Source organism: Myceligenerans salitolerans (genome assembly GCF_017349295.1).
Lineage (GTDB): Bacteria > Actinomycetota > Actinomycetes > Actinomycetales > Cellulomonadaceae > Myceligenerans > Myceligenerans salitolerans.
Map to the genome: position 1 here is coordinate 157,222 of NZ_JAFMPK010000009.1, position 22,040 is coordinate 179,261.

21 protein-coding genes, 2 pseudogenes and 1 riboswitch are annotated in these 22,040 nt (G+C 71.2%); of the genes and pseudogenes, 16 read left to right on the top strand and 7 right to left on the bottom strand.

The features are described from left to right. Positions 1 to 16 precede the first annotated feature (16 nt). Positions 17 to 1,057 (bottom strand): thiamine-phosphate kinase, encoded by a 1,041-nt coding sequence (locus J0911_RS01115; RefSeq protein ID WP_307864850.1) that lies wholly within the window; start codon positions 1,055 to 1,057, stop codon positions 17 to 19. Positions 1,058 to 1,200: 143 nt separating this feature from the next. Here J0911_RS01115 and J0911_RS01120 point away from each other — a divergent pair, with 143 nt between their 5' ends. Together J0911_RS01120 and J0911_RS01125 are read left to right on the top strand one after the other, a co-directional pair. Beyond that, entirely contained in the window at positions 1,201 to 1,683 is a 483-nt protein-coding gene (locus J0911_RS01120; RefSeq protein ID WP_307864851.1) for a DUF3515 domain-containing protein, read from the top strand. After that, positions 1,680 to 2,450, top strand: a complete 771-nt coding sequence (locus J0911_RS01125; protein WP_207273553.1) for a TetR/AcrR family transcriptional regulator — start codon at positions 1,680 to 1,682, stop codon at positions 2,448 to 2,450. The genes J0911_RS01120 and J0911_RS01125 overlap by 4 nt, the downstream gene beginning before the upstream one ends. An 11-nt stretch (positions 2,451 to 2,461) precedes the next feature. Here the strand turns inward: J0911_RS01125 and J0911_RS01130 are convergent, their stop codons facing one another. Both J0911_RS01130 and rpmB read right to left on the bottom strand, forming a co-directional pair. Then, positions 2,462 to 2,974: a GNAT family N-acetyltransferase gene (locus J0911_RS01130; RefSeq protein WP_207273554.1), complete on the bottom strand. Its 513-nt coding sequence runs from the start codon at positions 2,972 to 2,974 to the stop codon at positions 2,462 to 2,464. Positions 2,975 to 3,232: 258 nt separating this feature from the next. Next, the gene (rpmB, locus tag J0911_RS01135) at positions 3,233 to 3,430 is read right to left on the bottom strand and encodes a 50S ribosomal protein L28 (protein ID WP_192864674.1); all 198 of its coding nucleotides are present in this window, start codon (positions 3,428 to 3,430) and stop codon (positions 3,233 to 3,235) included. A 397-nt stretch (positions 3,431 to 3,827) separates the two neighbouring features. Here rpmB and J0911_RS01140 point away from each other — a divergent pair, with 397 nt between their 5' ends. The 9 genes and pseudogenes from J0911_RS01140 (at position 3,828) to mutM (ending at position 12,452) form a co-directional block, all read left to right on the top strand. Further along, positions 3,828 to 5,411 carry a DAK2 domain-containing protein gene (locus J0911_RS01140; RefSeq protein ID WP_307864852.1) on the top strand — a complete coding sequence of 528 codons (1,584 nt, stop codon included), beginning with the start codon at positions 3,828 to 3,830 and terminating at the stop codon, positions 5,409 to 5,411. After that, on the top strand, positions 5,408 to 7,699 hold the full coding sequence (locus J0911_RS01145; protein WP_207273556.1) for an ATP-dependent DNA helicase RecG: 2,292 nt from the start codon (positions 5,408 to 5,410) through the stop codon (positions 7,697 to 7,699). The genes J0911_RS01140 and J0911_RS01145 overlap by 4 nt, the downstream gene beginning before the upstream one ends. Positions 7,700 to 7,734: 35 nt before the next feature. Further along, on the top strand, positions 7,735 to 8,733 hold the full coding sequence (locus J0911_RS20950) for an endonuclease/exonuclease/phosphatase family protein (RefSeq protein ID WP_207273557.1): 999 nt from the start codon (positions 7,735 to 7,737) through the stop codon (positions 8,731 to 8,733). An 18-nt stretch (positions 8,734 to 8,751) separates the two neighbouring features. Further along, positions 8,752 to 9,342 (top strand): annotated as a pseudogene (gene rsmD, locus J0911_RS01155) (16S rRNA (guanine(966)-N(2))-methyltransferase RsmD); the annotation flags it as partial. A gap of 10 nt (positions 9,343 to 9,352) precedes the next feature. Then, the gene (coaD, locus tag J0911_RS01160) at positions 9,353 to 9,889 is read left to right on the top strand and encodes a pantetheine-phosphate adenylyltransferase (RefSeq protein WP_207273559.1); all 537 of its coding nucleotides are present in this window, start codon (positions 9,353 to 9,355) and stop codon (positions 9,887 to 9,889) included. Positions 9,890 to 10,002: 113 nt separating this feature from the next. Then, complete coding sequence (locus J0911_RS01165; RefSeq protein WP_207273608.1) at positions 10,003 to 10,557, top strand: YceD family protein; 555 nt, start codon at positions 10,003 to 10,005, stop codon at positions 10,555 to 10,557. A 2-nt stretch (positions 10,558 to 10,559) separates the two neighbouring features. Continuing rightward, positions 10,560 to 10,754 (top strand): 50S ribosomal protein L32, encoded by a 195-nt coding sequence (rpmF, locus tag J0911_RS01170; protein ID WP_123813628.1) that lies wholly within the window; start codon positions 10,560 to 10,562, stop codon positions 10,752 to 10,754. Beyond that, positions 10,754 to 11,521 carry a ribonuclease III gene (rnc, locus tag J0911_RS01175; protein ID WP_207273560.1) on the top strand — a complete coding sequence of 256 codons (768 nt, stop codon included), beginning with the start codon at positions 10,754 to 10,756 and terminating at the stop codon, positions 11,519 to 11,521. The genes rpmF and rnc overlap by 1 nt, the downstream gene beginning before the upstream one ends. Next, positions 11,514 to 12,452 carry a bifunctional DNA-formamidopyrimidine glycosylase/DNA-(apurinic or apyrimidinic site) lyase gene (mutM, locus tag J0911_RS01180; RefSeq protein WP_207273561.1) on the top strand — a complete coding sequence of 313 codons (939 nt, stop codon included), beginning with the start codon at positions 11,514 to 11,516 and terminating at the stop codon, positions 12,450 to 12,452. The genes rnc and mutM overlap by 8 nt, the downstream gene beginning before the upstream one ends. Positions 12,453 to 12,682: 230 nt before the next feature. Here mutM and J0911_RS01185 read toward each other — a convergent pair whose 3' ends face one another. Together J0911_RS01185 and J0911_RS01190 are read right to left on the bottom strand one after the other, a co-directional pair. Beyond that, positions 12,683 to 13,054, bottom strand: a complete 372-nt coding sequence (locus J0911_RS01185; RefSeq protein ID WP_207273562.1) for a helix-turn-helix domain-containing protein — start codon at positions 13,052 to 13,054, stop codon at positions 12,683 to 12,685. Next, positions 13,051 to 13,473, bottom strand: coding sequence for a hypothetical protein (locus J0911_RS01190; RefSeq protein WP_207273563.1), 423 nt, complete (start codon positions 13,471 to 13,473; stop codon positions 13,051 to 13,053). Before J0911_RS01190 ends, J0911_RS01185 begins: the two co-directional genes overlap by 4 nt. A 241-nt stretch (positions 13,474 to 13,714) precedes the next feature. Between J0911_RS01190 and J0911_RS01195 the strand changes: the two genes are divergently transcribed. The 4 genes and pseudogenes from J0911_RS01195 to J0911_RS01210 form a co-directional block, all read left to right on the top strand. After that, positions 13,715 to 15,337: a DUF6119 family protein gene (locus J0911_RS01195; RefSeq protein WP_207273564.1), complete on the top strand. Its 1,623-nt coding sequence runs from the start codon at positions 13,715 to 13,717 to the stop codon at positions 15,335 to 15,337. 162 nt (positions 15,338 to 15,499) lie between these two features. Then, positions 15,500 to 17,935 (top strand): hypothetical protein, encoded by a 2,436-nt coding sequence (locus J0911_RS01200; RefSeq protein ID WP_207273565.1) that lies wholly within the window; start codon positions 15,500 to 15,502, stop codon positions 17,933 to 17,935. A 313-nt stretch (positions 17,936 to 18,248) separates the two neighbouring features. After that, the gene (locus tag J0911_RS01205; RefSeq protein ID WP_207273566.1) at positions 18,249 to 18,755 is read left to right on the top strand and encodes a hypothetical protein; all 507 of its coding nucleotides are present in this window, start codon (positions 18,249 to 18,251) and stop codon (positions 18,753 to 18,755) included. Between the two features lie 330 nt (positions 18,756 to 19,085). Then, positions 19,086 to 19,229, top strand: a pseudogene (locus J0911_RS01210) (zinc finger domain-containing protein); the annotation flags it as partial. On the opposite strand, the gene J0911_RS01215 reads toward J0911_RS01210, so the two are convergent. Both J0911_RS01215 and J0911_RS20955 read right to left on the bottom strand, forming a co-directional pair. After that, the gene (locus tag J0911_RS01215) at positions 19,174 to 20,184 is read right to left on the bottom strand and encodes an NAD(P)-dependent oxidoreductase (protein WP_307864853.1); all 1,011 of its coding nucleotides are present in this window, start codon (positions 20,182 to 20,184) and stop codon (positions 19,174 to 19,176) included. The pseudogene J0911_RS01210 and the gene J0911_RS01215 overlap by 56 nt on opposite strands. 78 nt (positions 20,185 to 20,262) lie before the next feature. Then, positions 20,263 to 21,114: a C40 family peptidase gene (locus J0911_RS20955; protein ID WP_207273567.1), complete on the bottom strand. Its 852-nt coding sequence runs from the start codon at positions 21,112 to 21,114 to the stop codon at positions 20,263 to 20,265. Continuing rightward, a riboswitch (cyclic di-AMP (ydaO/yuaA leader) is annotated at positions 21,112 to 21,261 on the bottom strand. (Overlaps the previous gene by 3 nt.) 197 nt (positions 21,262 to 21,458) lie before the next feature. On the opposite strand from J0911_RS20955, the gene J0911_RS01225 reads away from it, so the two are divergent. Beyond that, positions 21,459 to 21,986, top strand: a complete 528-nt coding sequence (locus J0911_RS01225; RefSeq protein ID WP_207273568.1) for a mycothiol transferase — start codon at positions 21,459 to 21,461, stop codon at positions 21,984 to 21,986. Positions 21,987 to 22,040 lie beyond the last annotated feature (54 nt).

Sequence of the window (22,040 nt, forward strand, 5' to 3'; positions counted from 1 at the left end):
GCGGGGCTGCGGCAGGCTACGACTCGAAGTGGTCCCAGCCCGCGGACACCACCGGACGCCGCCCGCCGATCGTGACGCGCGGTGCGGCCTTGCCGGGCGGGTGAACCCGGCCGATCGGTGTCCATCCCTCCGGAACGGTCGTGTCCTCGGGGAAGGTCGCCAGGAGCCCGTGGTCCTCGCCGCCCGACCAGATCCACTGGTTCATGAGACGGTTCGCCGCCTCCGCCTGGCCGATGTCGCCGACCAGGTCGCCGGCGCCACCCGCACGGAGAGCCGCCTGCGCGACGACGAGGGCGGCGTCCGACAGGGCGCGCCGGTCGTCGTCGAACGCGGCCTCGTCCAGGTCGAGCCGTACGTCGGACGCCACGGCGATCCGCCCGGCGTCGCGCAGCAAGCCGTCCGACACGTCGAGCATCGCGGTCGCGCCCGCGCGCGCGGCCCGGCGGCCCGCCTCGAGAGGCGGGTCCGGGCGCAGGTAGGCCTTGACGAGCGGATGCTGATGCGTCGGGCGGATCAGGTCGGAGTCGAGCAGGGCCAGACCGGCGGCGGACCAGCCCCGCGCGCCCGCATGGGCGACGACGTCGCCCGGCCGCGCGCCGGCCCGCAGTACGGGCTCGCGCCAGTCCAGGGTGCCGTGCACGGTCACGTTCACCACGATCGACTCACCGCTCGCGAGGTCCCCGCCCACGACGCCCGCGCGCAGCGGCTTGCACGCCTCGGCGAGTCCGCGGGCGAGGTCCTCGACCCAGTCCACGGGGGTGTCGCCCGGCATGACGAGGGAGATCACGAGCGCCGTCGGGCGCCCGCCCATGGCGGCGATGTCCGCGAAGTTCTGGACCGCCGCCCGGTGTCCGACGTCCGCCCCGGACGACCAGCGCATGCGGAAGTGCCGGTCCTCGACGAGCACGTCGGAGGAGACCAGGAACCGCCCGTCGGACGCGGCCACGATCGCGGCGTCGTCACCCGGCCCGACCTGCGTCGATCCACCGACGGGCAGGAGAGGGAAGATGCGCCGCAGCAGCTCGTCCTCGTTCACGTCACGCACCCGCTCGGTCACGGGGACAACCCTATACACCGTGGCGCGAAGCGCTGACCAGGGATGTCGCCGGCTCGCTCGCCGGGCTCGCACACCGGGGCGGACCGCGGCCGGCATAACCCACGTCCCGGCCACGACCGGCGCGGACAGGGTACGGTGGCGGCGTGATCTTCCGCCGAAGGGCACCACTGACCGCGGCGCTGCCGGCAGCGGCCGCTCTGGTCGCCACCTCCGCCTGTGCACCCACGATCGGTGTGGCCGCCGCACCGGGCGCGGCCGACCCGGAGTGCGCGTCGGTGGTCCTGGCCCTGCCCGACGACCTGGCCGAGGATCTGCCGCGGGTCGACACGAACTCGCAGGCCACCGCGGCTTGGGGCGCGCCCGGCGCCGCCGTGACGCTACGGTGCGGCGTGGAGCCTCCCGGTCCGTCGGCGCAGTGCCAGAGCGTGGAGAGCGCGAACGGGACGACGGTCGACTGGATCGTGGCCACGGACGACGAAGGGACCTGGTCGTTCACGACCTACGGCCGCGATCCCGCGGTCGAGGTCGTGGTGCCGCCCGCGGTCATGGAGGACCACACGTCGTCGTTCGTCATCGACCTCGCCGGTGCCGTGTCGCTCGTCGAAGCAGAGAGGACATGCCAGTGACCACCACGAACACGACCGCGGACAACTCGGTCCTGAGCGGGCGCCATGCCGAGGCCCGGCGCCAGGCGGTCAAGGCCGCCCGCGAGATCATGGTGCACTCCGGCGGCACCCGCAGCGTGACGATCGCGGCGGTGGCGAAGGCGCTCAAGTTCACGTCGCCGGCCCTGTACCGGTACTTCCCGGGCGGGCGCGTCGACCTGCTGCGTGCCGTGCACCACAGCGTCACCGAGAACCTCGCCGCGCGGATGGTCGTGGCGCGCGACAGGCAGCCGGCCGACGACGTCAGCGCACAGCTTTACGCCCTCACCCACACGGTGTTCTCCTGGTCGATCGCTCATCCCGGTGAGTTCTCGCTGCTGATGGGGCCCGACTTCCACGAGGTCAGGGAGGGCGCCGAGCAGACGGACCGCGACATCGCCGGGATCATCGGCGGCGCCTACGTGCCGGCCTTCGTCACACACCTGCGACAGTCCGACCCGGCCTCGTGGCTGCCGCGCGACGTCGACGTCCCCGCAGACCTGCGCGCCCAGGTCGTGGAGCACTCCCGCACGATCGCGCCGGACATCGAGGTGCCGCTGGGGCTGGGCTATCTGTGGATCGTCGCCTGGCGCAGCTTCTTCGGCGTGCTGTGCATGGCCGCGTTCGGGCACCTGTCGTTCGCCTACGGCGACTTCCAGGAACTGTTCGACGACATGATGGTCCAGGTGCTGGGTCTGTTCGGCCTGGAGCGGAGCGACCGCGTCGTCCCGGTGACCGAGGCGGCCTGAGAGGGACGCGGTCAGCGCCGGTAGCGCAGCTGCGTCAGCGGCTTGCCGCCGATCTCGTCGATGCGCTCGGTGCCGTCGGGCGTGAACCCGTGGCGGCGGTAGAAGTGCTGGGCGCGCTCGTTCTCCTGCAGGATCCAGAGCGTCACCGACGCACCGTCGGGCACGTGGTTGAGCACCTCGCGCATCAGGTCGCGGGCGACGCCGCTGCCCCACGCGCGCGGATGCAGGTAGATGGCGTAGATCTCGAGATCGCCGTCCTCGGCGTCCTCGTCGCGCGACGGTCCGACGCTCGTGAACCCGACCGTGCCCCCGCCGGTCTCCGCGACGAGGATGCGGGTGCCCTCGGCGGCGACGGCGTCCCGCCACAGGGCGGCGCGTTCCTCCGCGTCGAGCGAGGACAGGTACGAGCCGGGAAGGATCTCGGAGTACGCTCCCCGCCACGACGCGATGTCGACGCGGGCGATGTCGTCGGCGTCCTCGGCCCTCGCGGGGCGGATGGACACCTCGTCGAGCTGAGCCGCCATGGACCTCACCTTTTCACCGTCGGGATCGTGCGTGCAACAAGCGCCGTGCGACAAGCCGGGGACGGCGTCCAGCCACAGCCTATGCGCAGATCTGGGGGCGCGGAGACGGAGACGTGGCGGCGCGGCAGGCCGTGCGGTGCCGCGCGGGGGCGGCCCGACGAGTCCGGTCATCGCGCCCGCCGGGCCGAAGCCGCTGACAGCGCGACGCCCGCCCGTGGCCGGAGCCGCGGGCGGGCGTCGAGATACGGATGCTGGGCGTCAGGCCGAGACGCGGCGCTGCACCTTGCCGGCCTTGAGGCACGAGGTGCAGACGTTGACGCGCTTCGGGGTGCCGTTCACCACGGCACGGACGCGCTGGATGTTCGGGTTCCAGCGGCGCTTGGTCCGCACGTGGGAGTGCGAGACGTTGTGCCCGAAGCCCGGGCCCTTGCCGCAGACGTCGCAGTTGGCAGCCACGGAGTCTCCTGAGTGTCGTGCACGTCCGTGCACACGAGCAGGACGTGGTGAGTGGTCGTTGAAGGGATCTGCCCTCCGGCCACCGATCCGGTACTCCGGACCCGCGGACGCCGTCGGACAATCACAAGAGCGTACCCGATCCGTACTTCGGCGCTCAAACCGTACCGGTGTCCCGCGAGCGGGAATGCGTCACACCGGACCGCGTGCTCCGGCCGTGGGTCGCTCCGCGCCGCGACCACCCGCGCCGGTACGGTGGATGCCGGCGCGCCCGCGGACCGGGCACGCCGCGCCACCGCGGACCGGCCACGCGGCGTGGCCGGGGAGCGGAGCGCGGGCCGGAGCGGGACGTGAGGAGATGCCGGATGGGCGCAGCGGACCGAACCGACGGAGGGCAGGGGTGACGGAGATCGACGCGGGTCTCGTGCGCAGATGGGTCCGTGGTGCGACGGACGCGCTGCGCCGGGAACGGGCCGCCCTCGACCGGGTCAACGTGTTCCCCGTGGCCGATGCCGATACGGGCACCAACCTGTACCTCACGCTGCGTGAGGGTGAGCACGCCGTCCGCGCGGCGCCCGACGACGCGACCGGTGTCGAGCTGCTCGCCGCCGCGGCGCGTGCCGCGCTGCTCGGAGCGCGCGGCAACTCGGGCGTCATCCTCTCCGAGTGGCTGCGGGGCACGGCGCTGGAGGCCCGCCGGGGCGCCACCGCCGCCACGATCCTCGAGGAGGCGGCGCGGTCGGCGCGCGCGGCCGTCGCCAGCCCCGCCGACGGGACGATCCTCACCGCCGCCGACGCCGCCGCGACCGCCGGCCGGGCCGCCGAGGACGCCGGGGGAGGCCCGGGCGCGGTCGCACGTGCCGCCGTCGGCGCCGCGCGCGAGGCCGCCCGCACCAGCATGACGGAGCACCCGGTCCTGGCCGCGGCCGGGGTCCTCGATGCCGGCGCCTGCGGACTCGTCCTCGTGCTCGGCGCGTTCGTCGCGGCGGCGGTGTCAGACAGCCCGGGCACGATGGAACGCGTGAGTCTCGACCTGATCGTCCGGCCGGGCCGCGGCGCGGCCTACGTCCCGCCCGAACCCGTGTCCCCGGACGCCTCCGCCCTCACCGGACCGGGCGGCCTCGAACTGATGTTCGTCCTGACCCGGGGTGCCGCGGGCGCCGAACACGTCGCGCCCCGCCTGCGCTCCCGGCTCGAGGAGATCGGCGACTCCGTCGTCGTGGTGGGCGGCGACACGGGGGCCGAGACGGCGGTCTGGCAGGCGCACGTCCATACCGACCGGCTGCCGGACGCCCTCGACGTCGCCGCCGGGATCGCGGGCACCGGCACGCTCGCGCAGGTCCACGTGCGGCACCTCGAGGCGGCCGACCCGCACGAGTGGGGCGTCGTCGCCCTCACCGGCGCCCCGGCGCTGGCCGCCGACCTCGCCCATGCCGGCGCGGTCGTGCTGCTCACGGGCGGCTTCGGCGCCACGGTCGACACCGTCACCCCGGACGACGTGCAGCGCGCCGCGGCCTCCACCGGCGCCCGGCGCGCCCTCCTGCTCGGCGACACCGCGGGAGCGTCCCTCGACGGCGACCCCGGCCCCGGGCGTGGCGGCGGCGACCTGGACGAGATCATCGTCCTGGACGCACCGACCGACGTGCACGTCGTCGTGGCGCTCGCGGCCCTCGGCACGGCTCCGGGCGGCGTCACGCCGCGGGAGGCGGCCGAATCGGCACTGGCCGGGCTGCGTGTCGCCCGCCCGGTGGACGCCGGTGAGGCCGGGCAGGCGCTCGCCCGGCTGGTGGGCCCGGCCGACGCCGCCCGCCGGCCGGAGGTGGTCACGGCGCTCCTGGACGACGACGCCGCACCGGTGGCGGACGAACTGGCGGCGGCGGTCACCCGGGTGGCTCCCGCCGCGGAACTGGTCGCCCTGCCCACGGGCCGTCCGGGCAGGACGGTGCACCTGGGCGTCGAGACCGCGCCCCGGGAGGGCGTGTGACGTCCCGGGCCCGGCTGGACGAGCCGCTGTCGCGTGCTCTCGGCCAGGCGCGCGGCAAGAACCCGCTGTCGAAGCTCGGGCTGGAGACGGTGGGCGACCTGATCGGCCACTACCCGCGGCGTTACGACGATCCGGGCCGTCTGACCGACATCAGCCTGCTGCGCGCCGGCGAGCACGTCACCGTGATGGCGCGCGTCGTGCAGGCCACCGTCCGGTCGATGCGGAACCGCAGGGGCGCGCTGCTGGAGGCCGTCATCACCGACGGCAGGCACCGGCTCTCCCTGACGTTCTTCGGCAAGCACCGAGGCTCCCTCTACGCGCACGAGCAGCGGCTCGTGCCGGGCAGCACCGGCCTGTTCACCGGTACCGTCGGGCTGTACCGCGGCGAGCGGCAGCTCACGCATCCGGCGTTCCTCATGATGGGCGAGGAGGACCTGGCCTCGGACGAGGACATGCTCGCCGAGGCGGCCCGCCCCATCCCGATCTACCCGGCCACCGCCACCGTGCCCAGCTGGAAGATCGCCAAGGCCGTGCGCACCGTCCTGGACACCCTGACGGATGCCGACGTCCCCGATCCCGTGCCGCTCGAGGTGCGCGCACGGGCAGGGCTGCCCGAACGCCTCGCCGCGCTGCGCAGGGTGCACCGGCCCGACACCATGGCCGACGTCCGTGCGGGACAGCACCGGCTGCGGTTCGAGGAGGCGTTCGTGCTGCAGGCAGCCCTCGCCAAGCGGCGCGCGCTCGCGACGGGGCGGCCCGCGACGCCGCGCCCGCCCGCCGGTCCCGGCGCCACCCGGGGGAGCCTGCTCGCCGACCTCGACGCCCGGCTGCCCTTCGAGCTCACGGCCGGGCAGCGGGAGGTGGGCGACGAGATCAGCGCGGAGCTCGCCACCGCTCGGCCGATGCAACGCCTCCTGCAGGGTGAGGTCGGCTCCGGCAAGACGGTGGTCGCGCTGCGCGCCATGCTGCAGGTGGTCGACGCCGGGGGCCAGGCGGCCCTGCTCGCGCCCACCGAGGTGCTCGCCGCCCAGCACGCCCGCACGCTGCGCACCCTGCTCGGGCCGCTGGCCGAGGGCGGGATGCTGGGCGGGGCGGCGAACGCCACCCGTGTCGCTCTCCTGACCGGCTCCCTCGGGGCGAAGGCGAAGAAGGAGGCCCTGCTCGCCGCAGCGAGCGGCGAGGCGGGGATCGTCGTGGGCACCCACGCGCTGCTGTCGGAGCACGTACGGTTCGCCGACCTCGGACTGGTCGTGGTGGACGAGCAGCACCGGTTCGGGGTCGAGCAGCGTGACCGGTTGCGGGACAAGGCGAGTGCGGCCCCGCACCTGCTGGTCATGACCGCCACCCCGATCCCGCGCACCGTCGCGATGACCGTGTTCGGCGACCTGGCCACGTCGTCCCTCACCGAGGTGCCCGCCGGCCGTGCGGGAGTGACCACGCACGTCGTCCCGGCGGGCAACGCACGGTGGATGGACCGCACGTGGGCACGGGTCCGCGAGGAGGTCGACCGGGGCGGTCGCGCCTACGTCGTGTGCCCGAGGATCCACCCGGACGACGACGGCGGCGGCGAGGACGGGATGGAGGCGGTGCCGCCTCCCGCCTCCGGGCCGGGCGGGGACGACGACAGCGGGCCCGGGCCCCTCCTCGACCCCGGCGCGCCACCCGCCGCCGCGCCGCTGCGAGCCGTGCTGGAGGTCGTCGAGGAGCTGCGCGGCCGCGAACAGCTCGCGGGCGTCGAGATCGGCGTCCTCCACGGGCAGCTCCCGCCCGCCGACAAGGACGACGCCATGGCGCGGTTCGCGTCGGGCGAGACGCCGGTGCTCGTGTCGACCACCGTGGTCGAGGTCGGCGTCGACGTCCCCGAGGCGACCGTCATGGTGATCCTCGACGCCGACCGGTTCGGCCTGTCCCAGCTCCACCAGCTGCGCGGCCGTGTCGGGCGAGGCGCCGCCCCGGGCCTGTGCCTGCTCGTCTCCGACGCGCCGCCGGACTCCACCGCGGGGACGCGCCTCGAGGCGATGGTGCGCACCACCGACGGCTTCGAGCTCGCGAACACCGATCTGGAACTGCGCGACGAGGGGGACGTCCTCGGCGCCGCCCAGTCCGGTCGGTCGAGCTCCCTGCGCCTGCTGCGCGTGGTCAAGGACGCGAAGCTCATCGAGCAGGCGCGCACCGAGGCGGTCGGCGTCGTCACGGCCGACCCGGACCTGCACTACGCCCCCGAGCTCGCGGCCGCCATCGCCGAGCACCTCGACGCCGAGCAGGAGGAGTTCCTGGAGCGGGCGTAGCCCCGGTCGATCCGACCCGAGTAGAGTCCGCGCCCGTGAGCGACCACCAGCACGCCCGCCCCCGCCGGCGACGGCACCGTCGCGAGCCGCGTCCGCGCGGGACTGCGTGGTCACGCGGGATCGTGCTCGCCGTGCTGCAGCTCCTCCTGGCCGTGGCACTCCTGTTCCACGACCAGCTCCCCGGCTCCCTCGGCCTGGCGAGCCTCGTCGCCTCGGTCCTGCCGTGGCTCGGCGCGTTCGCCGCACTGCTGCTCGTCCTGGGCCTCGCGCGCCGGTCGGCCACCGCGACGCTCGCCTTCCTCCTGCCGGCCGCTGCCTGGGGCTGGGTCCTCTGGCCCCGCCTGGCCGCCGAACCCGTCCCGAGCGACGATCTCACGGTGGTCCAGCACAACGTCAGCGACGAGAACCGGGACATCGCCGGAACGGTGGGCGTCCTGCTCGGCGCCGGCCCTGACGTCGTCGTCCTGGAAGAGGTCACGCCCCCGCTCGTCGAGCAGTACACGCGAGCGTTCGGCGACGCCCTTCCCCACCGGGAGGTCCACGGCACGGTCGGCGTCTGGTCCGTCCACCCCCTCCGGGACGCGGAAGCCGTGGATCTGCGGCCCGACGGCGCCGGCCCGGGCTGGAACCGGGGGATGCGCGTCACCGTGCTCCCCGCCGGGGACACGCCCGGGGTCACCGTCTACGCGGTGCACCTGCCGTCCATGAGACTCAGCCCTGCCGGACTCGACGTCGCGGCCCGTGACCAGAGCATCGGACTGCTCGCGGACGCCCTGGCCGCCGACGGGTCCGACGCCGTCGTCGTGGCCGGCGACCTGAACGCGACCCCCGACGACCCGGCGCTCGCCCCGGTCACCGCCCTGGTGTCCGAACCGCGGCACGGCTTCGGGTTCACCTTCCCGGCACGGCTCCCGGCGGTCTCGATCGACCACGTGCTCGCTCGCGGCGCCCGGGTCACCGAGGTCCGCGTCCTGGACCGGACCGGCAGCGACCACCTGCCCGTGGCCGCGTCCGTGGACCTGCCGTGGTCGTAGCGCCGCCACCGTAAACTCTCGCCCGTGAGGATCGTCGCGGGAAGCCTGGGCGGACGCACGCTCGTCGTGCCACCGAAGGGCACCAGACCCACCAGCGATCGCGTGCGCGAGGCGATCTTCTCCCGCCTCGACCACCTCGACGTGCTCGACGGCGCGCGCGTGCTCGACCTCTACGCCGGGTCCGGCGCGCTCGGCCTCGAGGCCGCCAGCCGCGGTGCCCGGCACGTGACCCTCGTGGACTCCGCGCGCGCAGCCGTGGCCGCGGCACGCAAGAACGTCGCCGACCTCGGCCTCGCGCCGCGTGTGCGGGTCGTGGCCGGCCCCGCGGAGCGGTACACTGGCGCGCTCGCGGACGCCCCGCACCCGTCCGGTGACCGCCTCGACCTGGTGTTCCTCGACCCGCCCTACGACCTGTCCGACGACGGTCTCGCCCGGGTGCTGCGTGATCTCGCCGCGCCGGGGGTGCTGGCCCCCGGCGCCGTCGTCGTCGTCGAACGGTCGGCCAGGAGCCCCGAACCGGCCTGGCCGGACGGCCTGGCGCCGTTCGGCAGGAAGCCCTACGGCGAGACCGTGGTGCACTACGCGGAGCCCGCGGACCCGACGCCGTAGGGTGAGCGCCATGACCATCGCTGTGTGCCCGGGCTCCTTCGACCCGATCACCCTCGGCCACCTCGACGTGGTGCGCAGGGCACGGACGCTGTTCGACCGTGTGATCGTCGCCGTGGCCAGGAACCCCGGCAAGTCGGGACTCCTCGACCTGGACGCCCGCGCGGCCCTGGCCCGCACGGCCGTCGCCGCCGACCCGGTCACCGCGGACGTCGAGGTGGGTGTGGCCGACGGCCTGCTCGTCGACTTCTGCCGGGAGGTGGGGGCGACCGCGGTCGTGAAGGGGCTGCGCGGAGGCGCGGACTTCGACGCGGAGCTGCCGATGGCGTTGATGAACCGGCACCTGTCGGGCGTCGAGACCGTGTTCGTCGTCGCCGACCAGGCGTACGCGCACATCGCGTCGTCGCTGGTGAAGGACATCGCGCGGAACGGCGGCGAGATCGGCGACCTCGTGCCGCCCGGAGTCGCCGACGCCGTCCGCGCGGCCGTCGGCCGAGGCGTGTCGGATCACACCCGGGCCGGGCGGACAGGAACCGGGCCGATGCCGTAAGATTGCAGGCTGGTCCTGCATGGATCGCCATCCTGCAACCGATCCCGCATTCCATCCCGCATCCCATCGTGTCTCCGGAGCCTGTCATCACTCTCGACCCGCGCTCGCCGTTCGTGCTCGACACGCACGAGCTCTCCCGGCGTCCCGGCACCATGCGCACGCACAGCGCCACGGTGCAGGTGCCGTCTGCCGTGGGTACCCCCGTGGTGGCCGTGCCCGAGGGCGCCGACCTGGAGCTGGATCTGCGGCTCGAGGCCGTCATGGAGGGTGTGCTGATCTCCGGCGCGGTCCGTGGCGAGGCGGTCGGCGAGTGCGTCCGCTGCCTCGACGAGGTCCGGATCGACGTCGACGCGCCGGTGCAGGAGCTCTTCGCCTATCCCGAGCGCGCCGAGGCGGGGGCCGCCGCCGGCGACGACGAGGTCGAGGACGAGGAGTCCGTCCTGGAGAACGACCTCGCCGACATCGAGCCCGCATTGCGAGATTCGGTGGTCACTGCACTACCATTTCAACCGCTGTGTCGTCCGGACTGCCCGGGCCTGTGCTCCGAGTGCGGTGCACGCCTGGCCGACGACCCCGGCCACCATCATGATCAGGTCGACCCTCGCTGGTCGGCGCTGCAGAGCATGCTCGAATCCACGAGCGTGTCCGACGAGACGAAAGAGAGCTGACCGTGGCTGTTCCGAAGCGCAAGATGTCGCGCAGCAACACCCGTGCGCGTCGTTCGCAGTGGAAGACCACCGCGGCGACCCTCACCACCTGCCCGTCGTGCCAGGCTGACAAGCTGCAGCACACCGCGTGCCCGACGTGCGGGGCGTACAAGGGCCGTACCTACCGCGACGCCCTGAAGACCGTCAACGCGGGTTGATGGCCCGCCGCGGCGCTCCGACCCCCTCGGAGCCGGGCGAGCTGCTGGAGAAGCTCGGGGTCGTTCTCGACCCCGAGCTTCTCGTGCTCGCCCTGACGCATCGCTCGTTCGCCCATGAGGCGGGTGGCATCCCGACGAACGAGCGCCTGGAGTTCCTGGGCGACACGGTCCTCGGGCTCGTGGTGACCGAGGCGCTGTACCGGCGCCATCCGGACACCAGCGAGGGCGACCTCGCGCGGATGCGGGCCGCGACGGTGTCGCAGCGGTCCCTGGCGAAGATCGCGCGGACGCTCGGCCTGGGACGGTACGTGCTCCTCGGCAAGGGCGAGATCCGGACCCGCGGCTTCGACAAGGACTCGATCCTGTCGGACACGGTCGAGGCCCTGATCGGCGCCACCTACGTGTCGCACGGCCTGGAGGTGTCCCGGGAGCTGGTGCACCGCCTCGTCGACGCCCAGCTCGACGTCGCGGCGGGGCTGGGAGCGGGCCTGGACTGGAAGACGTCGTTGCAGGAGGCGGCCGCCGAGCGGGGCCTCGGAGCCCCGGACTACGTGGCGACCTTCGAGGGGCCCGAGCATGCCCGGATCTTCCATTCCGAGGTCGTGATCGACGGCGTCGCCTACGGGCAGGGCTCCGGCTCCGCGAAGAAGCACGCCGAGCAGGAGGCCGCCGAGGAGGCGTACAAGGCGCTGATCACCGCGTACCCCCTCGCGGCCGGCGCCGACGAGGGGTCCGCCGACACCGCGCGGCACGTGCCGAGTGCCTGAGCTGCCCGAGGTCGAGACCGTCCGGGACGGTCTCGACCGGTTCGTCGTGGGCGCCGTCGTGCGGCGGGTAGAGGTGCTGCGGGACTACAGCGTCCGGCGGCACGAGGGCGGCGCGCCGGACTTCGCGGGCCGTCTCACGGGCCGGCGCCTCGCCGCCGCGGTCCGGCGCGGCAAGTTCCTCTGGTTGCCCCTCGTGGAGGAGGGCGGCGGGCCGGCGGCTCCTCCGGACGAGGCGCTGCTCGCCCACCTGGGCATGTCCGGCCAGCTCCTGGTTCGCGGCGGCACGAGCGCGGACGAGTGGCAGCACCCACACCTGCGTGTCCGTCTGCACCTGGAGGGCGCACCCGGTGACCACGGCGCCCCCGCCCGTTACCTCGACTTCGTCGACCAGCGAACCTTCGGTCATCTGAGCGTGCAGGACCTGGTCCCCGACGCGGCGGGTCTTGCGGCAGGACACGGCAGCGACCTGCCCCTCCTGCCGGTGCCCGTCGAGCACATCGCGCGCGACCTGCTCGACCCGCACGCGGAGCGGGTGGCCGTGGCACGCGCGGTGCGCCGCCGCCGGACACAGATCAAGCGCGCGCTGCTGGACCAGACGGTCGTCTCCGGCGTCGGGAACATCTACGCGGACGAGGCGCTGTGGCGTGCCGAGGTCCACGGCCGCCGTCCCGTCGACCGGATGCGGCAGGGTGACGTGCTGCGCGTGCTGGACGCCGCCGCGGAGGTGATGGGCGAGGCCCTGGTACGGGGCGGCACCTCGTTCGACGCGCTGTACGTGAACGTCAACGGCGAGTCGGGCTACTTCGCCAGAAACCTTGACGTCTACGGCCGTGCGGGGGAGCCCTGTCGCCGCTGCGGGACGGCGATCCGGCGGGAGCAGTTCATGAACCGATCGTCGTACTTTTGCCCCCGCTGCCAGCGTTTTCGCTGATTTCGAGGGCTGTAGCCCGTGGTGGGACCCGCCCGGTTCTGCGCTGGCGGGTGGACACGGTTGGACGGCCATGGAACGTCAACGTTCATCGCTGGTAGGAAAGTAGTGCATCACGGAAGAACGGGACTGTCCGATCCCCGGTGCTGTAGGTGGCTCCTTGTACGATCACGAACGGGCATGACCACCATCACGGATGTGAGGCTCCCCCTGTGCCGGGGAAGGGTGTTCGGTCAGGCTGCTTCGGATGGGGTGCCGGCGGCGGTGTCGAGGTCGATCTCGACTCGGCGGCCGGCGAGGGTGGCGGTGAGCTTGACGTCATCGGCACCTGCGGCGTGCAGATAGGCGACGAGCGTCTTGTACAGCAGGTTGTCGCGGCTCTCCATGCGAGAGACCGCAGCCTGCTTGACTCCGAGCCTGCGGGCGATCTCTTCCTGGGTAAGCACGGCCGCGCTGCGTACCGCAGCCAGGCTCATCCGGTAGGCGCGTTCCTCGGCCTCGGCCTCGGCGGTCACCTGGGTGACCAGGGCCTCGGTCTCGGGGTCCATGGGCCGGCTGATGCGCTCGTTGCGGGGGGTGAAACCGGGGGCGTCCTTGATGCTCATGAAGCGTCTCCTTCCTGGTCGTCCTGGGGTGGGTCGGAGCGGATGCGGCGTAGGTAGTTCTCGATGGCCTGGTCGGCGCGCGAGCCGACCGACGCGTAGAAGATGTCGCCCATCTGGGCCTTGTTGTTGGCGAAAAGCGCCACCACGGCGGTGTCGTCGTCGGCGAACCAGACGATGGTTCGGACCGCCAGGCCTTCTCGGTAGGGATGGGACAGGCGCCAGACGGGGTACTGCTTGGACTGGCGTACCTGTTTGAGCATCTTGGATTCCTGCGTGGGCGGGCCGTCCAGTTCCTGCAGGAGCGTCAGTTGGAACCGGACCAGTGCGTAGGTCTTCCTGGCCTCGTCGTCTCCGGCGTCCACGCGTTCCTCAAGGCGCGTGAACCATCGGTCGAAGTCGTCGGTCCAGTCGATCAGCACTCGTCCACTATTACATGCGCGTAATGTTCCGGGCAAGCGGCGGCGCCGGGCCGGGCACGAGCATTCTTACCCTGGTAGCAGGGCGCGACACGGCCTGTCGTGAGGCAAGGCAACTTCGTGAGCGTCGGCGGCGCCGAACTGACCGGCCCAGGGACTGGAGGCTCAGGGATATAGGCAACTGGCGGGGTGATTCTGTCGGGATTTCGTTGCGTGAGACGGCTCTGCCCCGGAAGATCGAGAGATGCCTCGCCAGGAGAAGAATGCCACTGCCAGGACGCTGTACCGCCTGGTCGACGTCCAGAACCTGCGTTCGGTGATCCGTGAGCGGTACGTCGGTGAGGCGTTCACGATGTATGACATCGCCGTGGGCGGACGTGAAGCGCTGCTTGTGCTCGGTGCGATGGTCACCGAGCATGCCAAGTGGGCCCGCGACATCGAAGAGTTGACCGGACAACCTGCGGTGGTCGGCAACATGACAGCAGCGGGTGCGTTGATCATCCGTCGCAGCGACCGAGGAGCGTGGGCTGTCACGTTCGGCATGGGCTTCCAACTGATCGACCAGGCACTCGTGGACTCGAGCTTCGGGCAACGGATCGCGATCCGGCTCGGTGACCCCACGAAGATCAGCTCGATCACGCGCAGCGCGATCGATGCCGGAGCCCGCGTCTCACGCGTGACGGTGCCTACTGGCGACGGCCTGAGCCGGTTCGGTTTCGAGTCCTTTGGCGAGATGGTGACTAGGCTCGTCGTGCGCGGTCGGGTCCCTGGCCTCACGCACGACGGCGACGTCACCGTTCGCGGCGCGGACGCCCTCAACATTCCCCTGGGAAGGACTGCTGCTGATCTGGTTGCGGATCTAGACTGCATCGAAGCGCTCCTCGCGACCGAACCGCCCGAAGGCATGCAGGTCCTCGAACAGCTCGTCCCGGTCCGGAAGCCAGCAACTCGGGTCAGTGCTTTGGATCATTTGCTGGCTGAGGCGCTGACCGCGGAGGATCGTGACCATCAGCTGGCGCTGTCCTGGCCGTTCGAGCACATTGGTGACAACGCGCCACCGACCCACTTCAAGTTGCTGAGCTCGGGAACCGGAAGGGGTGGCGCCAGCCTTCGAGAGGGTCTGCCGGATCTCGACGACCTCCTGGCACCGCTCGGGAGGACGTCTGCGCCGCTCGACCGCCTCAAGCAGATGCGGATTCAGCTCTTCGGCAGTGCGGAGGACGACGATCCGGTGAGCAGTGCGATCCCTGCTCGAAAGTGGCTCGCGTTCGAGACTCCGTTCGACGGGAAACGGTACTGTCTATTCGACGGACAGTGGTTTCAGATGGAGGACCAGTACGCCGACCAGCTCGTTGCGCTTACCGAGGAGATCTTCCGCAAGAAGTTCGAAACCGTCCTCCCCGCTTGGACCGCTGAGTTCGACGAAGAAGATGACTACAACAAGCATCTTGCCGCAGAGTTGGGCGGGATCTGCCTCGACCGCAAGTTCGTCCACACCACGGCGCACAAGAGGGGATTCGAGGCCTGCGACGTACTACTGCGCGACGGGACGCTCGTCCACGTCAAGAAGACTCCGAAGTCGGCGCCGGCCAGCCACCTCTTCGCCCAAGCGCTGGTGTCGACCGAGTCGCTGGCGATGCACCCACAAGCAGTGCGCCAACTCCGCGAACTAGTCCAGGAACAGGGCGGAGACCCGACTTGGGTCAAGGACCGGCCCGAACGTGTCGTCATCGCGATGGCCCGCAAGAACCCGATCACCGCAGCTGGGCTATTTACCTTCTCACGGGTGACGCTGGTGCGCGCCGTGCACGGTATCGCGAGTCGCGGAATCGACGTCTACGTCGCACCGATTGCGCTCGAACGCTAGGCCCGACTGACCCTCGCCTGTTCGGTACCCCCGGATGCCCGTGAGCGTCTGATCAAGCTGGCCACGACCGCAGCGTCACGGCACGTCCGAATCGTTCCAGACCTATTGCGACTGACTGTGTGGTGAAACTGGGGTGCCGGCCCTATCCGGCATGCTGGTCCCGTGGTGGACATCGCGGACGACTTGCTCCCGGGACCCGTTTTTGCGGTCGCTCGGAGCCGCCTGGCCCGTGCCCGGGCCAGCCGCTCTCGCATCAACGCCCTGTGGAACTCGATGCGGACCGACCAGCCGTTCTCCGCGTGGGTCGAGTCTCCCGAGCCTCTCGTCCATGAAGTGTGGTGCTCCTTCGAGCCCGGTGACGCCCTACAGCGAGAGGCGGACGAGGCCATGGCCGCCTTCCTCCGCGATATCAAGGCCGCGCTGGACGCCTGTGTACTTGCGGCGGCAAACGCTGTCTGCCGCCCGATTGGGTGGGTTGAGCCCGAAGTCCATCAGATGCCGCTCGTCGCCGAGCCCTCGGAGTTCGATTCACTTCCTGCACGGGGGCAGCTAAGGGGTCTGCGCCCGGACCAGGTCCGGGCCCTCCGGCTCCTTCAGCCGTTCACCGAACGCCTGGACGCCACGTCCGCACGCACGATTGCCCGGGACATGGCGCATCTCGCAGCCGGGCTTGAGGCACTCAGTGAATGGGAGGCATCTCAGGGAGAACGTCTGTTGTTCACCGCATGGGCGTCCAAGGCCGATCCCAAACCTGCGCTTCCAGACGGTGTGCGCATCGAGGAGAGAGAAGTCGACCCAGCAGGTCCGCTTCATCAGCCCAAGCGGTTGGCCAGGTTCACCCTTCACAAGGACTCGGCCGGAGCGTCGTTCGCCGGCAACCCCAACGTCTCCTTCGATGTCATCTTGAACACCGGCCCTCGGCCCGACGACCCCGATGACAATTTCGCCCACCGCTCGCATGGACTGGTTGCGATCACGCGGCACCTCATCGAGGGGTTGGAGCGGTCGGTCAGCGACCCCTACCGCGTGGATCTTCTCCGCGCGCTGGATCTCCCTGAGCAGAAGGTCGACACCTGGCTACCCGTGGAGTTCAACAGTGCCAACGAGGAAGCTGACGTCAGAGGTGCCATCGTGGAGTCCGACAGGGGCATGGCCACCTACCTCAACGGTGACGGCACCCTGGTATACATGCGCCTCTCCGGGGACGGGCGCGTTCTGGGACGTGAGATCGCGCCCGCGCGCGACCTGCTGGACGCCAGCCTGGATGGAACGGCCGTCGAGGAAGCCACTCGGGCTGCTGCTGGCAGGTGGGGTCTGCCTGACCTCGTCCTCCGACCGAAGGTCTATGCGAAGGGACGCGGGGTGCGCGAACTCGGCGACGGAACGATCCTTGCCGGCCTCCGCGGGATCAGCCTTCAGGTCAAGGCCCGAGGCGTCACCGGGGATACCCCGGAGAGGGCGAGGAAGTGGATGCTGAAGAATGCAGCCCAGGGCCTCCGGCAAGCACGGGGGACGATTAGGACAGCCCTACTCAACCCTGCCGTCGAGCTAACAAACCTGCGCGGACGCACCGTCAAGGTCCACGGAAGCGCGGTTGCGTGGATTCCCGTCGTGGTGATCGACCACCCCGACTCTCCGCCGACGGGCGTTATCCCGGCGCCCGACCCCAGGGGCCCCAGCGTTGTGCTGACGCGGCGCGACTGGGAGTTCCTCTGGGACCAGCTTCGTTCCGCAACTGCGGTCGTCGACTACATCCACCGCGTCGCCCAGGAGGAAGAACCGCTCGAGCTGGGCGCAGAGAGCAACCGGTACCTCGACCTCGCCGAGAAGGATGCGCATGCCCCTCCGAGGAGGTTGCCTGACTGGATCCCGGAGACCGGTGCCGTGCACACGAGCCTGCCCCTTCTCCCCTACGATCCAGCAGGATCGGCCGACCGTTTCGGGCAGGCGATCTTCCAGCGGATCCTCGAGGACATCGCCGACACCGACTTCGCAGGCGACGAAACAGACCGCATCGCGCTTCTCTCTTACATCGACCGTGTTGCGGTCGGGGCGCGGGCCGAACTGGGCAGGCTCCTGCTGCGACGGCTGATCCAGTGCGCCGAGGCGGCGCCCGATGGTCATCGGATGGACCACCGGGTCATGTACATCGACGAGGGCTCTCTCCAGGTCACCTTTACGACCATGTCGCAACTGACCGACTACCACCAGGAGATCTACCGGTCGTGGCTGCTGCTGCGTCGGCAGGACTTCCTGAAGAAGTCAGGCGCCCTGGGACCGATCTACCCGTGGACCGTGGGCGTCCTGCTCACACCTCGCCCCGACGGCCCAAGACCGTGGGACACGACGACAATCTCCACGAATGGACCGCCCCCATACGACGCGACTGAATACGCCCGGCTCACCAAGGTGTTCGAGCCCAACCTCTGCCCCGGATGCGCGAGTAGCGCGCGGGTCAGAGCCCGTCAGCACACCGGCGCTTCCGAACCGTCTGTGCGGACAATCGCTGTAGCGATGCCTTGGCAAGCATCCAGCCCGCCCCCGACTCAGGTGGTGCTAGCTTCGCTCTACAACTGTGGAAGGAGCCCCGAAGGATGAGACACGAACCAACCACTGGCTACGAAGATCCGAGCGTGAACTACCGCGTCACATGGAGGTCCGTGGATGAGGGGGATACGACCCGTGAACGGGTGTTCTCTAACCGGGACCAAGGATGGGACTTCTACCAGGACTTGCAGAAGTCGCCACGCGCGTACGGCGCAACCTGGGAACATATCTCGGCGTAGGGGTACCTGATTGAGGGGAGTGGCCCTGAGCTGCCGCCGACGGGGCTGGCACGGATGCATCCCCGAGCTGGCGCCCGAAACCCGATTCGTCAGTGCCGCTGCGCCCAGACGGTACGTTCATCTCCGTGGGAAGGAAGAAGCGAAAGTCGCGCCCCGAGCTGCTCTTCTCCGGCGCGCCGACGTTGGACCTTGACGCGCTCGATTGCGCGTTGGCGCGAGCGGTCCGCGCCGAGGTCGGCGTCGGCGGCAGTTTCGTCTCGGCTGTCGATCCCGACGAGGACGTTCTCGCGGACGGGACCCTCAAGCGCGTGGTGGCCGTGCGTTCTGGGCCAGCGGTCGGTACCACCGGGATGGCTGACCTGGCAGCGCTGGTCACCGCGTTGACCGTGAACGAGGTCACCGACTTCGTCTGCATGTGCACCGGTGACCTCGTCATCGAGTTCTTCGACAGCGAGGGCATGCTGATCGAGGTCGTCCGGATCGACCTTCCCGATTCCATCGAGTGTCATCACTGGCTCGGGAAGGCGACGCTCGCGGAACCCGACCGGCTCACCGCGTGGCTACGTGCGCACCACCTACCTGCGGACAGTGACGAGCTCCATGCTCCACTCGCCGTCGCAGAGAGCCAGTAGGTTCCCGAGATGGACGACGCCTACCGCTCGGCGGTCTATCGGCTGACCCTTGTCACGCACGGCACGTTCCACTACGCGGAGGTGAGGGTCGCGGCGGCCACTGACGACGGGACAATCCCATCGGAATGCCGCTGCGAGTCCGCCGTTCGACCTGACCTAATCCGTCACACTTCGTCAGACCTGCAAGTCGCCCGCCGTCGTCGCCAGGACGCCGAAATGCCATGAGGCGAGAAGCGGTCGTAGCAGTCGATGCGCTGGTCGCAGCGCCAAATACAAAGCTATGACGCGCTTGGACACGACGAACCAGGTCAACGTCCAGCACTGTTGCAGTCCGGCTACTTCGAGCGGTCGCTGAACGTGTACGGGCGCGAGGGGCAGCCCTGCCGCCGCTGCGGGACGGAGGTGCGGCGCGAGCAGTTCATGAACCGGTCGTCGTACTTCTGCCCTCGTTGCCAGCGCGTACCACGTTCCTGAGCCCTGCCGCGCCGTCGCGTGTCCAGGCCGTGACCTGGTCCGCGAGGAACCGTGCGGCGCCACGTGGCCGCCCGCCGGCCACGTGCGGCGTGAGGATCAGGTTCGGGCAGTCCCACAGCGGCGAGTCGGCGGGCAGTGGTTCCGTCTCCGTCACGTCGAGCGCGGCCCCGGCGAGGCGGCCGGACCGGAGCGCGTCCAGCAGCGCGGCCTCGTCGACGGTGGTGCCGCGCCCGGCGTTGACGAACCGGGCGTGCGGGGGGAGCTGGGCCAGGACGCCGGCGTCCAGCGCGTGTCGCGTGCCCGGCACGGCCGGCAGCAGGGACACGAGGACGTCGGTGGTGGGCAGCAGTCCGGCGAGCCCGTCCGGGCCGACGACGTCGAACCCGGCGCGGCTGCCCGGGGTCCCGGCGACCCCGGTGACGTGTGCGCCGAGGGCGTCGAGCAGCGGGGCGAGCCGTTCCGCGATGGATCCGAAGCCCCACAGGACGACGCGCGCCCCCGACAGGGTCCAGTGCGCGTCGGTGTCGGGGGCCGCCTGGGCGGCGGCCATCTCCCGTGCCCAGCGGTGCTCACGTTGCGCCCGGAGAGCCTCCGGCAGGCGTCGTACGGAGGCGAGGACGAGCATGAGGGCGTGCTCGGCCACCGTCTCGTCGTGGAGCGAGCGTCCCGAGGAGATGGTGACATCGTCGGCGAACCCGGCGGCCAGCGCCACGTCCGGGCCCGCCGAGAGGGTCTGGACCCAGCGCAGGCGGGTGAGGCGGCGTGCCGCGTCGGAGACGAGCGCGGGCGGGTTCGCCCAGGTGACCAGCACGTCGGCATCGGCGTGCTCGTGGGGGACGGGCTCGTGCATGGCGTAGCGCACCACCGCCTCGTCGGCGACCGCCTGTCGCAGGTCGGCGTCCAGGAGCCGGCGGAATCCGAGGTCGAAGGTGACGTCGGGCAGGAGAATCTTCACGCCGGGACTGTAACCCTGGAGCCGGACGGTCACCGGCACGCCGTCATGGTGCGGGGTGCCGGTGACCGTCCGCGACGCTCAGGCGACGCGGACGAACGTCGGGTTGGACTGCCACATCGTCGTGTAGCGCAGCGGCGTGCCCGGCTGCACGGCCTCGACGATCATGCCGTTGCCCGCGTAGAGGGCGACGTGGCCCGAGGTCCACACGATGTCGCCGGGCTGCGGGTCCGCGACGACGGTGCCGGCGTAGCGCAGCTCGCTCGACGTGCGGGGAAGGCTGATGCCGAGCTGGCCGTACACGTAGGTGATGAGGCCGGAGCAGTCGAGGCCCTCCGACGGCGTCGAACCGCCGAGCACGTACGGTGTGCCGACGAGCTCCATCGCGAGGTTCACCGCCTGCTGACCCGTCGCGGACACGGCCGAGGTGGACACGGTGGCCGCGGCCTCGGCTGCTGCCGCTGCCTCCGCCTCCGCCTGAGCGGCAGCCTGGGCCTCGAGCTCCGCCTGGCGCTGGGCCTCGAGCTCGGCCTGGCGCTGCTTCTCGAGTTCGGCCTGGCGCTTCTCCTCCGCGATGCGCTTCGCCTCGGCCTTGCCCTCGGCGGTCTCCGCGTACGGGGTCACCTTGACGGTGCTGGCCTCGACGACGGTCTCCGCCCGCTGGGAGACCTGGACCCGCTCGACGAGCTCGTCCGCCAGGACGCCGGCGTCCGCCTTGCCGTAGTCGACGGTCTGCTTGTTGCCCTCGGCGAGCGGTGCGGCGCCGGCGCTCGACGAGAACACCGACGCGAGCATGCCGCCCGTGACGGCGGCGATGGCGCCCGTCCGGGCAGCGGCCTCACCCACGCCGGACAGCGGGGTGATGGTGGGGCGCTCGGCGCGGTGGCGACCGCGGCGGGACGAGCGGCTGGTTTCAGGCGTGATCGTGGTCACTGTCTCCTCCGACGCCTGCGAGGTGAGCTGTCGGGTTCGGATGGGAGTATCACCCGGCCTCCCGCAGGAGGCTTCACCCCAAGGGCCGTGGCCCGTACTACCTGGTTCCCCCGTCCCCGCCATGTTTTCGCTGGGCAGATCCGGTGGCAGGGTTCGGCGGCCGGATCCGGGGCCGCGGTCTGGGTCCGCGGCTCGGGGATGACAGTACAGAGGTTCACGGCGGATGTCACGAATTGGTCACGCGAAGGTTTTCACCCGCATGTCGTAAGGGTCGGAAACGGGGTGTCATCGCAGGTCATGCCCTGGAAACGCCGTTCGCGCGAGCGAGCCTCTAGGGTGACGACATGCCGCTCTCCGATGTCGAACCTCGTGTTGACTCCCCTGACCCCGCCGAGCAGCTCGTGGCGTACCTGGACTACTACCGGGGCGCGATCGAACGCAAGATCCGAGGTCTGGGCCCCGATCAGCTCGGCGCGCGCCCGCTCGCGTCCGGGTGGTCGCCGCTGGAACTGCTCGTGCACCTCGTCCACATGGAGCGGCGGTGGTTCGTGTGGGGGTTCCTGGCGGAGGACGTGCCCGATCCGTGGGGTGACCACGCCGGCGGGCGGCCGGACGGCGCGTGGGAGGTGCCGCCGGGCGACACGGAGGTCGAGTCCTGGCTGCGCCGCCTGCACGAAGGCGGCGTCCGGACCAGGCACGTCCTGTTCTCCCGCGGGCTCGCGGAGCGGGGCGCGACGGGTGGGCGGTTCACGCCGGACGAGACCCCGCCCACGCTCCTGTGGATCGGGTTCCACGTGCTCCAGGAGTACGCCCGCCACGCGGGTCACCTGGACGCGGCACGCGAACAGATCGACGGCGCGACGGGGGAGTGAGGCCGGGGCGGCCGCACCGGCACGCGCGTGCCGTGGCGGACACCTCCGACCGCC